Source organism: Nocardioides nitrophenolicus (assembly GCF_016907515.1).
Lineage (GTDB): Bacteria > Actinomycetota > Actinomycetes > Propionibacteriales > Nocardioidaceae > Nocardioides > Nocardioides nitrophenolicus.
This window is the reverse complement of the sequence record NZ_JAFBBY010000001.1, coordinates 1,560,490-1,580,567: the sequence shown is the minus strand read 5'-3', so window position 1 is coordinate 1,580,567 and position 20,078 is coordinate 1,560,490. Positions and strand designations below refer to the sequence as shown.

Below are 20,078 nucleotides of genomic sequence, written 5' to 3'. Positions count from 1 at the left end.
CCCGGGCCAGTTTGTGCCGGGTCGGCGGACACTCAGAGTTCGGGGCGGTGTTCGCGCAGCTGGCGGAGGAACTCCTCGGCGTCGACCATCGAGCCGTCGATCACGAACGGCTCCATCGCCTTGCGCGGGAAGCGGACCAGGAAGCCCGGCTCGCCCGGCCGCCCCACCACCTCGACCTGGGTCTCCGGCTTGCGGACGTCGAAGCGGTACGTCGACTCGCCCTGTTCGACGTACACCACACCGCGGACCACGCTCACCTCGACCGGCACCACCCTGGTCTTGGCCGCCGCCCAGGCCAGACCGACCGCCACGAGCACGATGGCCACGCCGAAGGGCGTACCGAGCTTGCCGTTGAGCAGGGTGAGCAGCGCGACCATGCCGGCCACGATCGCCGTCGCCCCGAGCACCATCGACAGCACCCGCGGATCGCTGCCGTCGCCCGTGAGCCGATCACCGGCCTGCGGGTCTCCGTCGAACAGCGACAGCGACTCGCCCGCCTGCAGCGCCGCGACCTCCGCCCGCGAGCTCTCCAACGCCGCCGTCAGCCGCGAGACCTCGTCCTGGCTGGCCGCGAGCCGGCGTGCGAGCTCGTCGCGCTCCAGCCGGAGCGCGACCACCGGGTCGACGTCTAGAGGTCCGGTTGCCACTGGCGCAGGGCCTCCAGGAAGGTGTGGGCGTCGACCATGCGGGAGTCGATGACGACCGGAGCCATGCTGCGCCGCAGGATGAGGACCCGCCAGGCCCGGGAGCCGGGTGTGCCGGTCTGCTCGATCTTGGTGTTCGGGCTGGTCAGGTCGAAGGTGCTGTTGGTGTCGCCCTGGGTGACCTTGAGGACGCCGGTCTCGTCGATGCTGACGCTGCGCGAGGAGTTGCTCGCCTTGAGCGCGTAGCCCAGCAGGATCGCCGCGATGACGGTCAGCGTCGCGCTGAACGTGATGTCGTCCCACAGGGTGCCGCGGATCGCCCGGAGGCCGACCACCGCGGCCAGGCCGAGCGCGAACAGGATCGCGATCGGGGCGAGGGCGTCGGTGCCGCGCTTCGCGTGGAACGGGACGGGCTTCGCGGGCGGGGCCGGGCGAGAGGCGATGGTCGAGGTCGGAGCGGGCTCGGCGAGCACCTCCGGCTCGGGCTCCGGCTCGGGCTCGGGCTCCGGCTCGGCGAGCACCTCCGGCTCGGGCTCCGGCTCGGCGACCGGCTCCTCCTCGGCGGCGACGTCGAGGATGTCGGCGTCGTCGAGGCGATCGTCGGTCTCGTCGGTCTCGTCGAGCTCGTCCGGGGTGCTCGCCGTCGCGCGCCACTGCTCCATCAGCGACGGCGTCCGCTCGGCGTGCCGGCCCAGCACGTCGTCGGGCTCCGCCTCGTCGGACGCGTCGGTCTCGGCCTCGTCGATCGGCTCCGGCTCCGCGCTGAGGGGGACAGCCTCCTCAGCCAGGCGGGCGCGGATCTGGGCCATCTGGGCGGCGAGGTCGGTCGCCGGAGGTACGTCGGTCACCGGCTCGGCCTCGACCAGCGCTGCCACGTCGGGTTCGGTCAGGTCGGGCTGCGCCTCGATCGGGTCCTCGGCCACCGGCTCGGGTTCGATGACCAGGGCGGGCTCCAGCTCGGGCTCCGGCTCGGGCTCCGGCTCGGGCTCCGGCTCCGGCTCCGGCTCGATGAGCACGGCCGGCTCGGGCTCCGGCTCGGGATCGGCGACCGGCTCGGCCAGCTGCTCGGCCTCGACGACCGGCTCGGGCGTGGTCGCCACCTCGTCCGGCGTCACGACCGCGGCGAGCGGGGTGATGTCTGCCGCGGGGTCCGGGGTGAGGGTGGCGCGGATCTGGGCGACCTGCTGGGCGAGGGCGGCGGCGTCGGCGAGGGCGCGTTCGCGTTCCTGGGCGAGCTCGGCGGCGCGGGCCTCGGCCTCGGCGCGGGCGCGGGCGTGCTCGAGGGCGCGGGCCTCGGCCTCGACGAGCTCGGAGCGGAGGTTCTCGAGGGCGGCGGTGTGGGCGGCGGCGGAGTGCTCGAGCTCGGTGAGGGCGGCGGCGGCGCGCTGCTCGGCCTCGGTGCGGGCGCGGGTGGCTTCGGTGGCGACCTCGGAGGCGCGGGCGAGGGCCTCGGTGGCGGCCTTCTTCTCCTCGGCGAGGGCGGCGGCGGAGGCGTGGGCGGCTGCGGCGGCGGCCTGGGCCTCGGTGGCGAGCTCGAGCTGCTGGCGGGCGGCCTCCTCGGCGAGCAGGCGGGCCTGGTGGGCCTCTTCGGCGCGGTGGGCCTGCTGGGTGGCTGACTCGTCGGCGGCGACCCGGGCGGCGGACTGCTCCTCGGCGCGGGCGGCGGCGTCGCCGGCGCGGCGTTCCGCGGCCTCGGCGGTCTCGAGCGCCAGGCGGGCCAGCTCGGCCTGCTCCAGCGCCGCCTCCTCGGCCAGTCGGCGGGAGGCCTGGGCCTCCTGGGCGAGCCGGGCGTGCTCGGCGGCGGCCTGCTCGGCGATCGCACGCTCCTCGACGGCCTGCCGGGCGAGCGCGCCGTGCTCCTCGGCGCTCGCCGCAGCCTGGTCGGCGAGCATCCGGGCGCGCTCCTCGGCGGCCTCGGCGGCGCGGTGGGCGTCCTGGGCGAGGGCGGCCTGCTGGCGGGCGGCCTCCTCGGCGAGGGCGCGAGCCTGGGCGATCTCGGCGGAGGTCCGCTCGGCGGCCTCCCGCTCCTCGAGCATGCGGCGCGCGAACTCGGCGTGCTCGGCGGCACTCACCGCCGCCGCCTCGGCCATCACCCGCGCCCGCGCCTCGGCGGCCTCGCGGGCGGCATGCGCCTCGGCCGCCAGTCGGGCCTGCTCGACGGCACGCAGCTCGGCCTCCTCACGCTGCGCGGACGCCGCGTTCGCCAGCCGGTCGGCCTCGGCCCGGGCCTCGTGGGCCAGCTGGGCGGCCTCCTCGGCGGCCAGTCGCTCGGCGGCCTGCTCGGCCGCGGCCAGCTCGGCGTCGCGCCGCAGCCGCGCTGCCAGGGCGGCGACCACCTCGGCGTTGTCGGGTACGCCTGCCTCGTCGGCCCCGACGCCGTCGGGCGTCTCGGCCGGCGCCACCAGCTCGGCCTCGATCTCGGCCCGCGCATGGGCGAGGACCTCCTCGGGCCGACGCGGGACGTCGTCGATGCGGTCGATGTTGGGGATCGGCTCCTCGAGCAGCGGCGGCTCGACGACCTCCGGCAGGGGGCGTGCGTGCGGCTTCGGCGCCGAGGCCGCGCCCGGGCGGCGCCGCAGCCGGGCCAGGCCCTTGGGCTGGGGGACGGGCGTCGGCTCCGCGAAGCCACCGTCGACGGCGGCCGCGATCACCCGCTGGCCGGCCTCCTCGTCGGTCAGTCGGTGGTCGGGGAGAGCCTGCTCGGCCACCGGCGCCGGCTCGGGCTCCGGCTCGGGCTCCGGCTCCGGCTCGGTCGGGGCCTGCGCCTCGGGCTCCGGCTCGGTCGGGCCCTCGGGCTCCGACTCCTCCTCGAGCCACACCTCCGCGGTCAGCGGGTCGACCGGCTCGGCGTCGGCCTCGTCGGTCTGGGCAGCAGTGATGCCGTGGGCGTCGCCGAACGGGCGCTGGGTGGCGCGGGAGATGATCGCCGACCAGTCGTCGGCGGCATCCGCGTCCGTCTCTTCGCCGGCAGCGGTCTCGTGGGGGCGCTCCGGGGCCTCGCCCCCCTCGGCGCGCATCCGCTCCAGCCGGTCGGTGAGGGTGCCGCGCAGGGTCGGGTCGTCGGCGGTCGCCTCGGAGCCCGCCTCGAACTCGTGGGGCTCGATCTCGGTGAGCGGCCGGCCGAGCGAGCGGTCGATGACGCTGGCCCAGTCGGCGCTGGGGCCGGGACCGAAGCGGTCGGCGCCGGGCGCCTCGCCGGCCGCGTCGTCGGCGTCGTCGGGCTGCTGCGGCTCGACCAGCGCGTCCCAGTCGAGGTCGGTGACGTCGCCGGGGTCGGGCGGCGCGGTGGTGCGGCTGCCGACCCGCGCGGCGATGTCGTCGCCCGGATCGCCGGACCGCTCGTCGGAGCCGGCCGCGGGCGGAGCGGACTCAGCCGCGGACTCGTCGGCCGGCAGCGAGGTGTTGCTGCGGCGCAGCAGCTCCTGGACGTCGTCGTCGGCGAGCTCGCCGACGACGGGGACGTCGTCGTGGCGCCGCCAGAGGCCTCTCCGTCCCCGACCGCGCCCAGCGCGCGAGGCAGCGAACCGGGAGTCCTCGGGACCCGGCTCGCCGTCGGTGACAGAGCTCATGGTGGGTAAATCTACTCAGGAGTCAGGGGGTTACGGGCGACTTCCGCCCGCTGGTACTGGACATGGGTGTCGGCCGCCGCGTGCTGGAAGCCGAGATCCTCGTACAGCCGCCGGGCGGGGGTGTTGTCGGACTCCACGTAGAGCAGCACCTCGGCCACGCCACGCGCCGCGAGATGCTGTAGGCCCGCGATGGTGAGCACGCGGCCCAGCCCACGGCCCTGGGCGGTGGGCGAGACGCCGACGACGTACACCTCGCCCAGGGAGGCGTCGTGCTGCTTGGTCCAGTGGAAGCCCAGCAGATCGCCGGCGTCGTCGACGGCGAGCAGCAGCCCGGCCGGGTCGAACCAGGGCTCCGCCATCCGCTCCGCCAGCCCGGCGGCGTCCAGCCCGCCCTGCTCCGGATGGTGGGCGAAGGCGGCCGCGTTCACGGCGAGCAGCGCCTCGGCGTCGGAGTCGCCGTAGTCGCGGATCCGTACGCCGTCGGGCAGCGTCACGGACGGCAGCGGTACGGCGCTCGGCCGGCGCATCACCCACAGCTCGCGGGTACGGGCGAAACCCCAGCGGCGGGCGAGCGCCGCGGCGGCGGGGTGGTCGCCGTGGGACCAGGCGGTGAGCGGACCCGGCTCGGCGACGGCCAGGGCGCCGAGCGAGGCGCCCAGTCCGTGCCCACGCGCTGAGGGCGCGACGGCCAGGTCGAGCTCGCCGTCGTGACGCAGCGCGAAGCCCTGGTCGCTCACCCAGGCGCCGGCGCCGGCGAGCCCGTGGTGCTTGAGCCGGAGGGCGACCGCCTCGTCGACGGGGTCGGTGCCGTCGTGCTCCCGGCTGGCGTCGCGGACCCGCCCGATCGCGTCGAGGGCGGGGGCGTCGGTCAGCAGGGGGAGCTCCGCGTTCACCTCTCCCACGCTATCCCGCCACCCGCGCGGCGTTTACAGGTGTCAGGGCGAGGGGGTAGGACTGCCACCATGAAGCCGATCCACGCCGTGGGTGGGGCAGTCGTGGCGCTCGGAGCGCTCGCCGCTCGCGATCTCGTCCAGAAGCGGCACGCGCTGCAGCGCAACTTCCCGGTGATCGGGCACGCCCGGTACTGGCTGGAGACGGTCGGGCCGGAGCTGCGGCAGTACATCGTGACCAGCAACGAGGAGGAGCGGCCGTTCAGCCGCGACCAACGGACCTGGATCTATGCCTCCAGCAAGGAGGAGAACAGCTACTTCGGGTTCGGCACGGACGTCGACGTCGAGCACGTCCAGGGCCACGCCTACATCAAGCAGCGCACCTTCGCCGACCGGCTGCCGAGCGACCAGGACGCCAACTGGACGCTGCCCGCGGCCAAGGTGCTCGGCGGTCCGCGCGGCCGGGCGAAGGCGTTCCGGCCCGGGTCGGTCGTCAACGTGTCGGCGATGAGCTTCGGCTCGCTCTCCTCCAACGCGATCACCGCGCTCAACAAGGGTGCCGCCGCGGCGGGCTGCCTCCACAACACGGGCGAGGGCGCGATCTCGCCGTACCACCGCAACGGGGCCGACCTGGTCGTCCAGATCGGTACGGCGTACTTCGGCTGCCGGGACGAGAAGGGCTCCTTCTCGCTGCCGCGGCTCAAGGAGATGATCGCCTCGGCGCCGGTCAAGGCGATCGAGATCAAGCTCAGCCAGGGCGCCAAGCCCGGTCTGGGCGGGCTGCTGCCGGCGGCGAAGGTGACCGCGGAGATCGCCGAGATCCGTGGCATTCCGGAAGGCAGGGACTGCGCGTCGCCGTCGCGCCACACCGCCTTCCACGACGTCGACTCGATGCTCGACTTCGTCGAGCTGCTCGCGGCCGAGACCGGGCTGCCGGTCGGCATCAAGTCCGCGGTCGGCGCGATGGACTTCTGGGAGGAGCTGGCCCGGCTGATGTCGCCGGGGGAGCGCGGGGTCGACTTCATCACCGTCGACGGCGGGGAGGGCGGCACGGGCGCCGCGCCGCTGATCTTCGCCGACTCGGTCGCGCTGCCGTACCGGATGGGCTTCTCCCGGGTCTACGGCACCTTCGCCGAGCTGGGGCTGACCGACGACATCACGTTCATCGGCTCGGCCAAGCTGGGCCTGCCCGACAACGCGATCGTCGCGTTCGCGCTCGGCGCCGACCTGATCAACGTGGCCCGCGAGGCGATGCTCTCGATCGGCTGCATCCAGGCCCAGAAGTGCCACACCGACCACTGCCCGACCGGCGTCGCCACCCAGAACCCGTGGCTGGTCCGCGGTCTCGACCCGGTGTCGAAGGCCGAGCGCTGCGCGGTCTACCTGCGCACCCTGCGCAAGGAGCTGACCCGGGTCTCGGCGGCGGTCGGCGTCGCGCACCCGGGCCTGATCACCTGTGGCGACGTCGACATCTTCAACGGCGACTACGACGCCCGCTCGCTCGCCTCGGTCTACGGCTACAAGGACGGCTGGGGCGAGCTCGGACCGGAGCTGCGCGAGCAGGTGCAGCGGCTGATGCACACCGCCGACCACTTCGACGAGCAGGGCCGAACGTCCTGACGGGAGTCAGGCGTCCTGCTGGTCCCGCTCCGCCACGGTGGCGGCGTCCGCCTCCGCGGCGGACTCCTTCGACGGAAGCACGAACCGGTAGCCGACATTGCGCACGGTCCCGATCAGCGTCTCGTTCTCGGGGCCGAGCTTGGCGCGCAGCCGCCGGACGTGAACGTCGACGGTGCGGGTGCCGCCGAAGTAGTCGTAGCCCCAGACCTCCTGCAGCAGCTGCTGGCGGCTGAACACCCGGCCGGGGTGCTGGGCCAGGAACTTGAGGAGCTCGAACTCCTTGAACGTCAGGTCGAGGGTGCGCCCGCCGACCTTGGCGGTGTACGTCGCCTCGTCGACCACGACCTCGCCGGAGCGGATCAGGTGGGCGTCGGGGTCGGCGGCGTCGCGGGCCGCGGTGAGCCGGCCGATCGCGAGCCGGATCCGGGCCTCGAGCTCGGCCGGGCCGCAGGTGTGGAGCACGACGTCGTCCATGCCCCAGTCGTGGTTGACCACGGCCAGGCCGCCCTCGGTCGCGATGAGCAGGACCGGGACGTCGGTCCCGGTCGTGCGGATCAGCCGGCACAGGTCGCGGGCACCGGCGAGGTCCTGGCGACCGTCGACCAGCAGCAGGTCCGCGTCGGGCGCGTCGAGCAGCGCGCTGCCCTCGGCGGGGAGGATCCTCACCTGATGGCCCAGCAGCGCGAGACCGGGCAGCACCTCGGCCGAGGGTTGCAGCGCGCTGGTCAGCAGAAGGAGAGTGCTCACTCTGGCCTCCTCACCGGCACCGGCCGTTGCGGCGGTACCGAGTCGAGACCGAAACGCAACGTTGAGCAACGGCCAGTTTTCTGGTGAGGGACGATACCGAAATATGCACGCAACGGGGAAGAGGCGAGGACGTGAGTGAGACGCAGGTCATCCGGGTGCGCTACTGGGCGGCCGCCCGCGCGGCCGCCGGCATCGCGGAGGAGGAGGTCGCCGTCGCCGGTCCGGTGAGCCTCGCCGACCTCCGCGCGGAGGTGATGGGCCGCCATCCCGGGACCCGGCTGTCCGAGGTGGTCGGGGTCTGCTCGGTCCTCGTCGGGGAGCGCCCGGTGTCCTCCTCGGACCCGGCCGCGGTCGTCGTCGAGCCGGGGGAGACCGTCGAGTTCCTGCCGCCGTTCGCGGGGGGCTGATCGAGCTCGGACGTGACACTAGACTCCGTCGGGCCGTTGACGGTACGACGACAGCGGACCCGACGAGGAGACCAGTGCCGAACCAGACCACCACGCGCGCGCCGAGCGTGAGAGCGGCCGACGGCACGACCGGCGTGGTCGAGCGCCGGCTCGTCAGCGTGTTCCTGGTGCTGGTGGCGGCGGCGCTCGCGGCGGCGGCCACCCTCGGTCCGATCGCCGCGGTCCTGGCGACCTTCGTCGCCATCCTCGTGTTCCTGTTGGCGGTGCTCGGCCGCGAGCGGGTCGCGATCCTGGGCATGATGGCGGCGTACGCGACGGCGCCGATGAACCGGGGCCTCTCGCCGGGTGGGCCCTCCAACCCGATCACGCCGACCGACCTGCTCTTCGGGCTCGCGGTGATGCTGCTGCTCCCGACCCTGCTCGGACGCAAGCTGCGCCTGCCGCTGACGTACGTCGTCGGCATCACCTTGATCCTGGTCACCGGGACGGTGGCGACGGCCGCCGCCGCGGCCCCGCTGATGAGTGCCCTCCAGTTCGCGCAGTGGCTGGTCGTGATCCTGGGCCTGCTCGTCCTGTTCGCGGCGTGGGCGCCCAGCTGGCGGATGGTGGACCTGCTCCTGTGGAGCTATGTCGCCGGCCAGATGGTGAGCATCCTGTACGCGCCGGTCGGGGGCGCGGTCGGCAACCGCTACCAGGGGCTCTCCCACCATCCCAACGAGTTCGGCGGCGCGGGCGTGATGGCGTTCGCGGCGCTGATGTACCTGTGGCGCCGCAACGACGCGGTCTGGTACCGGGTCCTGGTCGCGCTCGCCGCCAGCGCGTGCGGCGTGTCGGTGCTGATCAGCGGCAGCCGGGCCGCGACCGCGGTGATGGCCGGGCTGATCCTGCTGATCCCGATCATCGAGCGCTCGGCGGTCAAGGGCTTCGTCCTGGCCATCCTCGGTGCGCTCTTCGTCTTCTCGCTGCCGCTCATCATCGGCGAGTCGGGCGAGGGCTCGGCGATCTCGCGGCTCGCCGGCTCGGCCGATGCGCTGGGTGCCGACCGGGCGCGGAGCGAGGCGCAGGACTTCGGCATCCAGATGTTCTTCGAGCACCCGCTGATCGGCAACGGCTTCGCCGACGCCCTCTACGTCCACAACGTGCTCCTGGGGGTCGCGACCAGCGTCGGGATCTTCGGCCTGATCGGCTACCTGCTGGTGCTGTTCACGCTGGCCCGCCCGGTCCTCGGCAACCATCCCAACCGGCGCCTGTGCTACGTCGTGGCGGCCTTCGTGGCGATCACGCCGACCTTCCCGGGGCTGGAGGACCGCACCCTGTGGGCGCCGATGGCACCGGCGATCCTGCTCGCCATCCAGTCTCGGCTGCCGGCGCGCGGCGAGGGTGCGGACGCGGACACCGACGAAGACACCGACGAGGACACCGACGAGCACGTGGTCGAGACCGCGGTCGAGCGCGCGGACCGGCGCGGATAGGGTTCACCAATTCAGGCGAGCAAGCATATGCTTGCCTACGAAGCGGCCCCCCACCCCCCCACTGCCGCCTGGAGTGACGTTCATGCCCACCGCAGTCCAGCGCGCCTTGGCGCACGCCCGGATCAAGTCGAAGGTCGCGATCGCCCGGGTCGGCCGCGACAGCCGGCGCCTCGACACGATCGTCAACCTGCCGAAGATCGAGACCTGGCGCCGCGAGCACGTCCCGGTCGGCACGCCCGCGTTCCCCGACCGCGAGGACATGTACGACCACGTCCACGCCGAGCTGATCGGCGACCAGCCGATCGACTACCTCGAGTTCGGGGTCTTCGAGGGCAGCTCGCTGCGCCACTGGGCCGAGCTCAACACCCACCCCGACTCGCGCTTCTACGGCTTCGACTCCTTCGAGGGCCTGCCCGAGGAGTGGAAGCGGTTCGACCGCAAGATCGACAAGGCCCACTTCGACGTCCAGGGCGCGCTGCCCGACATCGACGACGGCCGGGTCACCTTCGTGCCGGGCTGGTTCCAGGAGAGCGTCGACCCCTTCCTCGACACCTTCGCCCCCGCGCGCACCCCCGAGCGCCAGCTCGTCGTGCACATCGACGCCGACCTCTACTCCTCGACGCTCTACGTGCTGACCCGGCTCGACGCGCTGCTCGTCCCCGGCACCATCGTCATCTTCGACGAGTTCTCCTCGGTGCTCAACGAGTTCGCCGCCCTGGAGCACTACTGCTCGGCGTACGTGCGGGAGTACGACGTGCTCGCCTCGGCCTGGCACTACTTCTGCCAGATCGCGATCCGGATGCGCTGAGCCCCCGCGGGCCCGCACGAGACCGATCGGGTCAGGCGACGTCGGCCTCGGCCGACCCGACGTAGCGCTGGGGAGCCAGCTCGGGGGCGTGCAGGTGGTGGCGGCGCCGCGGCTCGGCGAGGCGCATGGCCTTCTCGAAGGTCATCGGGCGGCGCAGGCCGAAGGTGATCAGCACCGTGTGGAGCAGGATCATGAAGTCCAGCCGGACGCTGGGAGCGGTGGCCGAGCGCAGGGAGTACGCCGACTCCAGGGCCAGCCGCTGCTGGTCGTCGACGCCGTGGCGGCCGATGAGCTGCGGCAGGCCGGTGAGGCCGGCGGGGGTCACCCAGCGCGAGTCGATGTCACCGTGCTGCTCGGTCAGGGCGGTGCGGACCACGTCGGTGAGCGGGCGGGCGCCCACGATGCTCATCTCGCCGCGCAGCACGTGGATGAACTGCGGGATCTCGTTGAGCCCCAGCCGGTCGAGCAGGCGCCCGATCGGGGTGTAGAGCGGCGAGTCGGGCGGCGTGTTGAGGAACCGGCCGGCCTCGACCGGCGCGGTCACCTTGTTGGCATGGGGCACCATCACCCGCAGCTTGACCATCTCGATGGCGGTGCCGGGTCCGACCCAGCGCCGCGACTTGTAGAAGATCGGTCGACCGGACAGCACCAGCACGGCGATCGCGGAGAGCGCCACGACAGGCACCCACACCACGGCAGCCAGGCAGATGACGATCACGTCGAACGCCCGCTTCTTCACCAGTGACCTCCACAGAGAATGTGTCCCCGAATGTGCGGGTGAGGCGATCCCGCGAACCTCTCAACGACCGAGTGACCGATGAGATACGTGTCTCCTCACAACTTTGCGAGGGATCGCCGATCACCGACCGGCGCGCCCACCTGAGCGGCCAGCAGCCGCTCGAACCTGGTCGCACAGCCCTCGAGCGCGAACTCCTGCTCGGCCAGGTCCCGGGAGGCCTCGCCGAGCTCGTCGCGCAGGTCGGCGTCCGCCAGCACCCGACTCACCCAGTCGGCCGCCTCGCGCAGCGAGCCGTCGGCCGGCGGGAGGACCAGGCCGCCCGCACGGGTCACCAGCGACGAGGCGAGGTTCTCGCCCGGCATCAGGCCCAGCACCGGCCGCCCGGCGCACAGGTAGGACAGCGTCTTGGACGGAACCGAGAAGGCGCCGGCCTCCTGCTCGAGCAGCACCACGAGCACGTCGCCGGTGCCGAGCACCTCCGGCAGCCGCTCGTAGGGCTGGAACGGCAGCAGGGTGACGGGTACGTCGAGCCGGCGCGCCTCGTCCTGCAGCACCTCGACCGCCGGGCCCTCGTTGACGACCACGAGCCGCACCGGCTTGCCGGCGTCGTGCACCGCGCGCGCGAGCCGGACCAGCAGTGCGGGGTTGTGCTTGAGGCCGAGGGTGCCGGAGTAGACCAGGGTCGCGACGTCGTCGAGCTCGTGCTCGATCGCCCAGTCGTTCTTGCGCTCGGTCGGGACGATCTCGTCGAGCGGCGCCCAGTTGGGGATCACGGTGACCTTGTCGGCCGTGCCCCACTCCTCGTGCACGGGCACGAAGGAGGGCGCGATCACGACGATCGCCGCGGCCCGCCGCGAGCACCAGCGCTCGGCGACCTCGAAGGCCCATGCGACGAGGGCGAACCGCCTCGGCAGCTTGCTGCCGGTGAACGAGCGCACCGCGACGGCGTAGACGTCCTGGTGCCACAGCACCCACGGGCGCCGCAGCAGTGCCGTCACGAACGCGAAGATCACCAGGGTGGGGATCTGCACGTTGGACAGCATCACGATGTCGGGGTCGACCTTGCGGACGTGCCGCACCAGCTCGAAGCCGCGGCGCACCTCGCGCAGCAGCCGTCGCGCCATCCGCTGGTTGTCGACCTTCTTGGCGCCGCCGATCGCCTCGAAGGTGATCGACTCGCCCGGCCTGGCCTCGAGCCGCCCCTTCCCGGAGACGTAGCCCTCGACGTACGAGTGGGTGACGTCGTGGCCCCGCCGGGCGAGCTCGCGACTGAGCTCGGCCTGGAAGGGATGGCCGCTGTGGTCGTGGACGAGGATCCGCACCGCGCGTCCGCCGGTCAGCCCTGAGCCCGCTTCACCTGGTCATAGACCCACGCATAGGTCTGCGCGAGGCCGTCGGCGAGGCTGATCGACGGCTCCCAGCCGAAGATCTCCTTGATCATCGTGTTGTCGGAGTTGCGGCCGCGCACGCCCTGGGGGGCGGAGAGGTCGTACTTCCGCTCGCACTTGATGCCGGCGATCTCCTCGACGATCGAGTAGAGCTGGTTGATCGAGACCAGCTCGGCGGAGCCCAGGTTGATCGGGTCCTCGACGTCGCTGGCCAGGATCATCTGGGAGCCCTTGACGCAGTCGTCGATGTACATGAACGACCGGGTCTGCTCGCCGTCGCCCCAGATCTCGAGCTCGTGCCTGCCCGAGATGACCGCCTCGGCGATCTTGCGACACACCGCGGCCGGGGCCTTCTCGCGGCCGCCCGTCCAGGTGCCCTCCGGGCCGTAGACGTTGTGGTAGCGGGCCATCCGGGTCGTGAGGCCGAAGTCCTCGCGGAAGTGGCGGGCCATCCGCTCGGTGAACAGCTTCTCCCAGCCGTAGCCGTCCTCCGGCATGGCCGGGTAGGCGTCGGACTCCTTGAGCGCCGTGACGCCCGGGTCGGTCTGCTTGTCGGCGGCGTACACGCACGCCGAGGACGAGTAGAAGAAGCGCTCCACGTCGTACTTCTGCGCGGCCTGCAGCATGTGGGTGCTGGTCAGCACCGTCAGCATGCACAGCGCCTTGTTGTTCTCGATGAAGCCCATGCCGCCCATGTCGGCGGCGAGCATGTAGACCTCGCGGGCGCCCTCTGTGGCGGCCTCGGCCTGCTCCAGCAGCGACAGGTCCCCGACGGAGTTCTGGGCCTCGGGGTGGACCTGGTACCACTGGTCGATCGGCTTCACGTCGACCGAACGCACCGTCTTGCCCTGTGCCAGGAGGTCGGCAACGAGGTGACCTCCGATGAAGCCGCCACCGCCGGCGACGAGCACATCTACGGCGCCAGAGTTCATGCGTGCACTCCTCATGTCGATTGAATCCGCCCCCCAGCGTCGAGTGACCAACGAGACGTCCTCGGGAGCGTCACGCCCTGTTGTCCCCCATTCCGAGGGCAGTGGGAGGCCGGGGCACGCACACGGGGCGGGCCACTACAGTGACGTCCGTGCGTACCGCCCTGGTCACCGGCGTCGCGGGGCAGGACGGGATCTACCTCGCGCGCTCCCTGCGTGCCTCCGGCCTCGCCGTCGTCGGCACCGTCGCGCCGGGCTTCGCCGCCGACGACGCGCGCCGGGTCTACCTCGACGGCGTCGACCTGCGCCCGCTCGACGTACGCGACGGCGCCGCGCTCGAGGCGCTGGTGGTCGAGGTAGCGCCCGACGAGGTCTACAACCTGGCGGCCCTGAGCTCGGTCGGGCGCAGCTGGGAGGAGCCGGAGCTGACCGCCGCGACCAATGCCGCGCCGGTCGAGCGGCTGGTCGCCGCGCTGCTGCGGCTGCGCTCCGAGCGCGGGCACGACGCCCGGCTGTTCCAGGCCTCCTCCGCCGAGGTGCACGGTGGCGCGGCCGACAGCCCGTACGCCCGGGCCAAGGCCGCGGCCGACGACGTGGTGCGCCGGGCGCGCGCCGAGCACGACCTGTTCGCGGTGTGCGGCGTGCTCCACAACCACGAGAGCGCGGTGCGCCCGACCCGCTTCGTGACCCGCAAGATCGCCCGCAGCGCGGCGGAGATCGCGCTCGGTCGGCGCGAGACGGTCAGCCTCGGCAATCTCGACGTGCAGCGGGACTGGGGCTTCGCCGGCGAGTACGTCGAGGCGATGCGACTCCAGCTCGCCCACGACGTCCCGCTCGACCTGCCGATCGGCACCGGCGTCGCGCACTCGCTGGCCGACCTGCTCGCGCTCGCCTTCGCCGCGGCCGGTCTCGGCGATCCGGGGGAGCGCGTCGTGCAGGACCCGGCGCTGCTGCGCCCGGCCGACACCGCGGTCTTCGTCGCCGACCCCGAGCCGGCCGCCGCCGCGCTCGGCTGGCGCGCCGGGGTCGGCTTCGAGACGCTGGTCGCGCACCTGGTGGCCGCCGACCTCGAACGGCTGCGCACCGGGATCGAGGAGGCGCCGGCCTATCTCGACCTGCGCCTGCCCGCCGGCCGCCGGTAGCCGGCGACCGGCGAGCCGGACGTCAGTCCGCGAGGACGTTGCGCGCGCCGGCGCGGGTGAACGCCTCCTGGTTCTTTGCGTACCACTCGACCGTGCGGCTCAGGCCCTCCTCGAAGCTGACCCGCGGGGTGAACCCGAACTCGTGGAGCTTGGTGGAGTCCAGGAACTGGTCGGGGATCTCGATGAAGTTCGCGGGCTTCGGGATGGTGACCGGCTCGCGGGTGCTGCCGAGGATGGTGCCGATCTGCTCGATCACCTGGCGCACGCTGCGGATGTTGCCGTAGTCGCTCGGCTGCTTGCCCGACGTGCTGCTGAAGCTGCCGACGTTGAACGCCGGCCAGCCGTACGTCGCGCGGCCGGTGCGCGGCATGGCGGCGCTGAAGTGCCGCTCGACGTTCTCGGCGAGGTAGAGGTAGGAGTCGACGAGGTCGTCGATGTAGACGTACTCGCGCAGCACGTCGGCGTTGCCGAGGTTGATCACCGGCGCCTTGTCGTTGAGCATCCGCAGGCTGGTGCGGGGGATCAGCCGGGTGAAGTTGAGGTCGCCGGCGCCGTAGATGTTGCAGCTGCGGACGATCAGGGCCGGCACGTTGAACTGGAAGCCGTAGGTCTGCGCGATCAGGTCGGCGCACGCCTTGGACGCGCTGTAGACGTCCATGCCGCGCAGCGCGTGGCCCTCGCGGTAGGGCAGCGGCTCGGGGTCGTCGAGGTCGGCGTGGTCGCCGTACGACTTGTCGGTGGAGGCGATGAGGACCCGCGGGATGTCGTTGATCCGCGCCGCCTCGAGCAGGTTGAGGGTCGGCAGGATGTTGTTGTGGAGCGTGCTCATCGGCGCGTTCGCCGCGTCGGCGACGATCGCGGACGCCGCGAGGTGGAAGATCGTGTCGATCTGGTGGCGGTTGCACAGTCGCTGCACCTGGGTGAAGTCGTCCATCTCGCAGACCTCGACGTCCGGCCGGGAGTCGAAGCCGAGCAGCGCCGCGGTGGGGACCGGCCGGTTGTGCCGCACCGTGATCGTGACCATGGCGCCGCGGCGCAGCAGCGCCTCGGTCAGGTTGCTGGCGACGAAGCCGTCGCCGCCCGTGATCAGCACGCGCTTGCCGTACCAGAAGTCGTTCATGGGTTGGGGGTCCCCTCTAGCGAAACTCGATGACCAGTGGTCGAGCGGGCGCGACCGTATCAACCGCAACAACGGCCTGGGCTCGATATGGTCACCCCCGAATCGCCGACCACAGAGGAGTACGCGGTGCAGACACCTGTCGTCATGTTCGTGTTCAACCGCCCGGATCTGACCCGACGCACCCTCGCGGCGATCCGGGCGGCCAAGCCGGAGCGGCTGTTCGTGATCGCCGACGGCCCGCGCGCCGGCAACGACGACGACGCCCGGCTGTGCGCGCAGGTGCGGGCGCTCTTCGACGAGGTCGACTGGGGCTGCGAGGTGCTGCCGCGCTTCGCCGAGACCAACCGCGGTCTCGACCCCAACATCGAAGCCGGCATCGACTGGGTCTTCTCCCAGGTGGACGAGGCGATCTTCCTCGAGGACGACTGCATCGCCGACCCGACCTTCTTCGTCTACTGCGAGGAGCTGCTCGAGCGCTACCGCGACGACAAGCGGGTCTGGCTGATCTCGGGCGACACCCACGAGGTGCCGGAGTCCTACTTCGGCGACCTCAGCTACGACTTCGCGACCTGGGCCAGCATCTGGGGCTGGGCGAGCTGGGCCGACCGCTGGCAGGCGCACCGCCGGCTGTTCGACCGGGAGCACGTGCCGGTCGACCAGCCGGGCCGGCTGGTTCCGCCCCATCGCGCCGTGCCCGCGCCGCCGCACCCCGACGCGCTGGTCTCCGAGGCGGGCCGCCGGCACTTCACCAAGGTCGCCTACGACGCCGACCCGACGTCGTACTTCTGGGACCACCACTGGTGGGTCACCATCATCAACCAGAACGGGCTGTCCGCCGTCCCTCGACACAACCTGATCGAGAACGACGGCTACGGCGAGGGCGCCACCAACGTGCGCGCGCAGAAGGAGTCGATCCCCGCCCGCCCGCTGGAGCTCCCGCTGCGCCATCCCGCCGCCGTCGAGCGCAACCGGAAGGTCGAGGAGGAGCTCGAGCTGATCATGGTGCGCACCGACAGCTGGATCTCCCGGGTCGCGCGCGCCATCATCCGCCCGCTGTGGCTGCGTGCGATCGTGCGCAAGATCATCACCCAGCCGGTGATCTGGCGGGTGGTGCGGCGGCTGCTGAACCGCTGAGCGGTGCGGGGCGGCGAACCTCAGGGGCGCGCTGTAACACGTTGTCCGCTGCTGTGGTGGGCCCGTGTCGGTGGTACCTGACCCGCACAGAGCCCCTTTCGCGACGTCTGGGGTCGGGTAGGTCGGCGAACAACGTGTTACAGCGCCCGCCCCGACCACCGCAGCGGCGTACCGGTCTGCGGAGCGGGCGCGGCTCAGAGAACGCGCTGTAACACGTTGTCCGCTGCTGTGGTGGGCCCGTGCCGGTGGTACCTGACCCGCACAGAGCCCCTTTCGCGACGTCTGGGGTCGGGTAGGTCGGCGAACAACGTGTTACAGCGCCCCACCGACCACCACCGACCACCACCGACCACCACCGACCGCCCGCCGACCACCGCCGACCACCACCGACCACCGCCGACCAGCAGCCCGCAGCCGGCGGAGTCGCTCAGTGGTCGGCTAGCCCTTGCGGGCGCGTACGTCGAGCACGATCCGCGGCGCCACCGGGCTGGAGACCAGGCGGTCGAGCAGCCGGGCGGCGGGGCGGACCGACCAGGCCGGCGGGTTCATCGAGGCGATGTAGGCCTCCGAGGTGAGCGTGTAGCGCAGCCGGGGCTCCGCGACGACGTCGACGAAGCCGAGCCGGGTCAGCTGGGCGGTGATGCTGCGCCTGGTGTGCAGGATCCAGTGGTGCTGGGCGATCCGGCGGTCCGGCACCTGGCTGGCCCGGCCCCGGGTGGCGCGCTTGACCAGGTGGGCGGCCTGGTCGGCCGCGGTCCAGTGGGGGGTCTGGAGGAAGAGCACCCCGCCGGGACGCAGCATCCGGTGTATGTCGGCCAGCAGGCCGTCGCCCTCGGTGACGTGGGCGAGGACGCACCACAGGGTCACCGCGTCGGCGGTCTCGACGTGGCCGAGCGTCTCCAGGTCCCCGAGGTCGAGGGTCACGCCGTGGCGCTCGCGCGCCAGCTCGACCGCGCCCGCGACGATCTCGTTGCCGGTGACGTCGTAGCCGAACTCGTCGCGGGCCACGCTGAGGAACTCGCCGTCGCCCGCTCCGATGTCGTAGATGAGCGGACGTCGCTCGCCGCGCTCGCCGAGCGCGTCGCCGATCCAGCCGAGTGCCTCGCGCCAGGCGTCGGGCCCCGCGCCCTCGCGCTTGATGTCGACCCAGTCGCCGTAGTCGTCGGCCGACCACTCCTTCTGGATGACGATCGCGTCCATCCGCTCCGCTGCCCGGTGGTCGGACCAGAAGCGGACGCCGCAGTCACGGCAGGTGCTGATCCTCCGGCCGGTGGCGCGTGACGCGACGGCGGTGTGGACTCGGGCGCCCGCGCAGGCAGGGCAGTGGGTCATGCACGTCTCCGGGTGGGGGAGCTGGGACGGGGTGACGGTAGTACAGCAGGTCGTGGGTCACCGCAGGCCGGAACGGACCACTTCCGCCGTACGACGCCACGTGAACGCCTCGGCGAAGGCCTGGCCCTCCGCGAGCCGGTCGGCGGAGAGCTCGCTGGCGCGGCCCATGGCGACTGCGAGGTCGGCCGGCCTCGTCGATGCGGTCACGACGGCGTACCCGCCGGTGACCTCGGCCAGCGCGGGGTCGTCGGAGATCACCGTGGGGATGCCGAGCCGCAGCGCCTCCGCGGCGGGCAGCCCGAAGCCCTCGAAGTCGGAGGGGAAGACGACCATGCCGGCGCCGGCGAAGCACGCGCCGAAGGCGTCGTCGTCGAGCCACGGCATCAGCTCGACGCTGTCGGTGCTGCCGAGCCGGTCGACCTGCGCCTGGGCCGCCTCGCGGTCGGCGCGGCCCATGCCGACCAGGCGCAGGACCCACCCGGGGTGGGCGGCGACGAACTCGGCCCACCCGGCGATCACGGCGTCGGCGTTCTTGTTGCCGAAATGGCCGAAGGCCAGGGCGTAGGGCCGCTCGCCCGGCTCCGGCCGCGGCCAGGCCAGGGCGTGGTCCGACCCGAGCGCGGCGGTGACCGCCGTGCGGGCCAGCCGCGGGTGCCGGCGGCGCAGGTCGGCGTGGCTGCGCTCGGAGATGCAGAAGATCCCGTCGGCCAGGCGCATGCTCCAGGCCCACGACAGCTGCCGCGCCACCCGGGTCCGCAGCGAGAACTGCTCGGGTCGCAGCTCGTGGCGCAGGTCGTAGAAGATCAGCCCGCGCGGCTGGCGGGTGCCGAGCAGGCTGCTCGCCGGGGCCGAGCTGAGGACCGCGTCGACGTCGAGCTCCCGGGCGGCCCGGCGTACGGCACCCGAGCGCGACCACAGCCGGCCGAGCCGGCCCGACGCGGGCAGCTCGGAGACCCGGACCGACGCCGGCGTGGCGAAGCGCTCGCTGTCGGGACCGAGCAGCACGGTGAGCTCGTCGTCGGGGAACGCCTCGGTCCACCCGCGCACCAGATGCTGGACGACGATCGAGACGCTGCCGGGTCGGGCAAGGATCGCATCCACCAGCACATGCACGGTCAGCGACGATACTGTGCCCCCGTGACCAAGCGTGCTCTCATCACCGGAATCACCGGTCAGGACGGTTCATATCTCGCCGAGCTGCTGCTCGGGAAGGGATACGAGGTCCATGGCCTGGTCCGGCGGTCGTCGACCCTCAACCGCAGCCGGATCGACCATCTGCACGGCAAGGCGGACCTCCACCTCCACTACGGCGACCTCACCGACGGGGTCAGCCTGAGCAACCAGCTGCGCGACATCGAGCCGCACGAGGTCTACAACCTGGGTGCGCAGAGCCACGTCAAGGTGTCCTTCGAGCTGCCGGAGTACACCGCCTCGACCGACGCCGTCGGCACGCTGCGGCTGCTCGAGGCGATCCGCGCGGCCAAGCTGGACTGCCGGTTCTACCAGGCGTCCACCTCCGAGATGTTCGGTGCGACCCCGCCGCCGCAGAACGAGTCGACGGTGTTCTACCCGCGCTCGCCCTACGGCGCGGCGAAGCTCTACTCCCACTGGGTGACCGTCAACTACCGCGAGGCCTACGACCTGTACGCCGTCTCCGGCATCCTGTTCAACCACGAGTCGCCGCGCCGTGGCGAGAGCTTCGTGACCCGCAAGATCACCCTCGGCGTCGCGTCGGTCAAGCTCGGCATCGCCGACCACCTCGACCTCGGCAACCTGGAGGCGGTGCGTGACTGGGGCTACGCGCCCGAGTACGTCGAGGGCATGTGGCGGATGCTGCAGCACGACGAGCCGCAGGACTACGTCCTCGCGACCGGCGTCGGCACCACCGTCCGCGAGTTCTGCCAGTACGCCTTCGCGCACGCCGGGCTGAGCTGGGAGGACCACGTCCGCTACGACAAGTCCTTCGAGCGCCCGACCGAGGTCGACGCACTGATCGGCGACGCGTCGAAGGCCGCCGACGTGCTGGGCTGGAAGGCGCAGACGCAGGCCAAGGGCCTGGCCGAGCTGATGGTCGACTCCGACATCGAGCACCTCGGCCGCCTGGTGCAGCACCGCAAGGAGATCGACGGATGATGGG

General features: G+C 72.4%; 17 protein-coding genes. 7 read left to right on the top strand and 10 right to left on the bottom strand.

Features of this window, described 5'->3' with window-relative positions:
* Positions 1-32 precede the first annotated feature (32 nt).
* Genes JOD66_RS07835 through mshD form a run of 3 tightly spaced genes read right to left on the bottom strand, consistent with a single transcriptional unit; the run spans position 33 to position 5,106 of the window.
* Entirely contained in the window at positions 33-647 is a 615-nt protein-coding gene (locus JOD66_RS07835) for a hypothetical protein (protein ID WP_204836337.1), read from the bottom strand.
* Positions 629-4,213, bottom strand: coding sequence for a coiled-coil domain-containing protein (locus JOD66_RS07830; protein ID WP_204836336.1), 3,585 nt, complete (start codon positions 4,211-4,213; stop codon positions 629-631). The genes JOD66_RS07835 and JOD66_RS07830 overlap by 19 nt, the downstream gene beginning before the upstream one ends.
* An 11-nt stretch (positions 4,214-4,224) precedes the next feature.
* A complete protein-coding gene (gene mshD / locus JOD66_RS07825; protein ID WP_307823377.1) occupies positions 4,225-5,106 on the bottom strand; it encodes a mycothiol synthase in 882 nt (293 codons plus the stop codon).
* Positions 5,107-5,175: 69 nt separating this feature from the next.
* Here mshD and JOD66_RS07820 point away from each other — a divergent pair, with 69 nt between their 5' ends.
* On the top strand, positions 5,176-6,723 hold the full coding sequence (locus JOD66_RS07820) for an FMN-binding glutamate synthase family protein (protein WP_204836335.1): 1,548 nt from the start codon (positions 5,176-5,178) through the stop codon (positions 6,721-6,723).
* Positions 6,724-6,729: 6 nt separating this feature from the next.
* Here JOD66_RS07820 and JOD66_RS07815 read toward each other — a convergent pair whose 3' ends face one another.
* Positions 6,730-7,470, bottom strand: coding sequence for a response regulator transcription factor (locus JOD66_RS07815; protein ID WP_204836334.1), 741 nt, complete (start codon positions 7,468-7,470; stop codon positions 6,730-6,732).
* Positions 7,471-7,601: 131 nt separating this feature from the next.
* On the opposite strand from JOD66_RS07815, the gene JOD66_RS07810 reads away from it, so the two are divergent.
* The 3 genes from JOD66_RS07810 (at position 7,602) to JOD66_RS07800 (ending at position 10,157) form a co-directional block, all read left to right on the top strand.
* Entirely contained in the window at positions 7,602-7,877 is a 276-nt protein-coding gene (locus JOD66_RS07810; RefSeq protein WP_204836333.1) for a MoaD/ThiS family protein, read from the top strand.
* A 74-nt stretch (positions 7,878-7,951) separates the two neighbouring features.
* Positions 7,952-9,349 (top strand): O-antigen ligase family protein, encoded by a 1,398-nt coding sequence (locus JOD66_RS07805; protein WP_204836332.1) that lies wholly within the window; start codon positions 7,952-7,954, stop codon positions 9,347-9,349.
* Between the two features lie 82 nt (positions 9,350-9,431).
* Positions 9,432-10,157 carry a TylF/MycF/NovP-related O-methyltransferase gene (locus JOD66_RS07800; protein WP_204836331.1) on the top strand — a complete coding sequence of 242 codons (726 nt, stop codon included), beginning with the start codon at positions 9,432-9,434 and terminating at the stop codon, positions 10,155-10,157.
* Between the two features lie 31 nt (positions 10,158-10,188).
* On the opposite strand, the gene JOD66_RS07795 is transcribed toward JOD66_RS07800, so the two are convergent.
* From JOD66_RS07795 to JOD66_RS07785, 3 genes are all read right to left on the bottom strand, one after another.
* Positions 10,189-10,896 (bottom strand): sugar transferase, encoded by a 708-nt coding sequence (locus JOD66_RS07795; RefSeq protein ID WP_204836330.1) that lies wholly within the window; start codon positions 10,894-10,896, stop codon positions 10,189-10,191.
* A gap of 95 nt (positions 10,897-10,991) precedes the next feature.
* Positions 10,992-12,218: a glycosyltransferase family 4 protein gene (locus JOD66_RS07790; protein ID WP_204836329.1), complete on the bottom strand. Its 1,227-nt coding sequence runs from the start codon at positions 12,216-12,218 to the stop codon at positions 10,992-10,994.
* Positions 12,219-12,232: 14 nt separating this feature from the next.
* Positions 12,233-13,216 (bottom strand): NAD-dependent epimerase/dehydratase family protein, encoded by a 984-nt coding sequence (locus tag JOD66_RS07785; RefSeq protein WP_204836328.1) that lies wholly within the window; start codon positions 13,214-13,216, stop codon positions 12,233-12,235.
* A gap of 149 nt (positions 13,217-13,365) precedes the next feature.
* Here JOD66_RS07785 and JOD66_RS07780 point away from each other — a divergent pair, with 149 nt between their 5' ends.
* On the top strand, positions 13,366-14,355 hold the full coding sequence (locus tag JOD66_RS07780; RefSeq protein WP_204836327.1) for a GDP-mannose 4,6-dehydratase: 990 nt from the start codon (positions 13,366-13,368) through the stop codon (positions 14,353-14,355).
* Between the two features lie 22 nt (positions 14,356-14,377).
* On the opposite strand, the gene JOD66_RS07775 is transcribed toward JOD66_RS07780, so the two are convergent.
* The gene (locus JOD66_RS07775; protein WP_204836326.1) at positions 14,378-15,475 is read right to left on the bottom strand and encodes an NAD-dependent epimerase/dehydratase family protein; all 1,098 of its coding nucleotides are present in this window, start codon (positions 15,473-15,475) and stop codon (positions 14,378-14,380) included.
* Positions 15,476-15,601: 126 nt separating this feature from the next.
* Between JOD66_RS07775 and JOD66_RS07770 the strand changes: the two genes are divergently transcribed.
* A complete protein-coding gene (locus JOD66_RS07770; protein WP_204836325.1) occupies positions 15,602-16,609 on the top strand; it encodes a glycosyltransferase family protein in 1,008 nt (335 codons plus the stop codon).
* Between the two features lie 438 nt (positions 16,610-17,047).
* Here JOD66_RS07770 and JOD66_RS07765 read toward each other — a convergent pair whose 3' ends face one another.
* A complete protein-coding gene (locus tag JOD66_RS07765; RefSeq protein ID WP_204836324.1) occupies positions 17,048-17,941 on the bottom strand; it encodes a class I SAM-dependent methyltransferase in 894 nt (297 codons plus the stop codon).
* A 57-nt stretch (positions 17,942-17,998) separates the two neighbouring features.
* Positions 17,999-19,042 carry a glycosyltransferase gene (locus JOD66_RS29420; RefSeq protein WP_204836323.1) on the bottom strand — a complete coding sequence of 348 codons (1,044 nt, stop codon included), beginning with the start codon at positions 19,040-19,042 and terminating at the stop codon, positions 17,999-18,001.
* A 36-nt stretch (positions 19,043-19,078) separates the two neighbouring features.
* Between JOD66_RS29420 and gmd the strand changes: the two genes are divergently transcribed.
* Positions 19,079-20,074 (top strand): GDP-mannose 4,6-dehydratase, encoded by a 996-nt coding sequence (gene gmd, locus JOD66_RS07755; RefSeq protein ID WP_204836322.1) that lies wholly within the window; start codon positions 19,079-19,081, stop codon positions 20,072-20,074.
* The last annotated feature ends 4 nt before the right edge of the window (positions 20,075-20,078 follow it).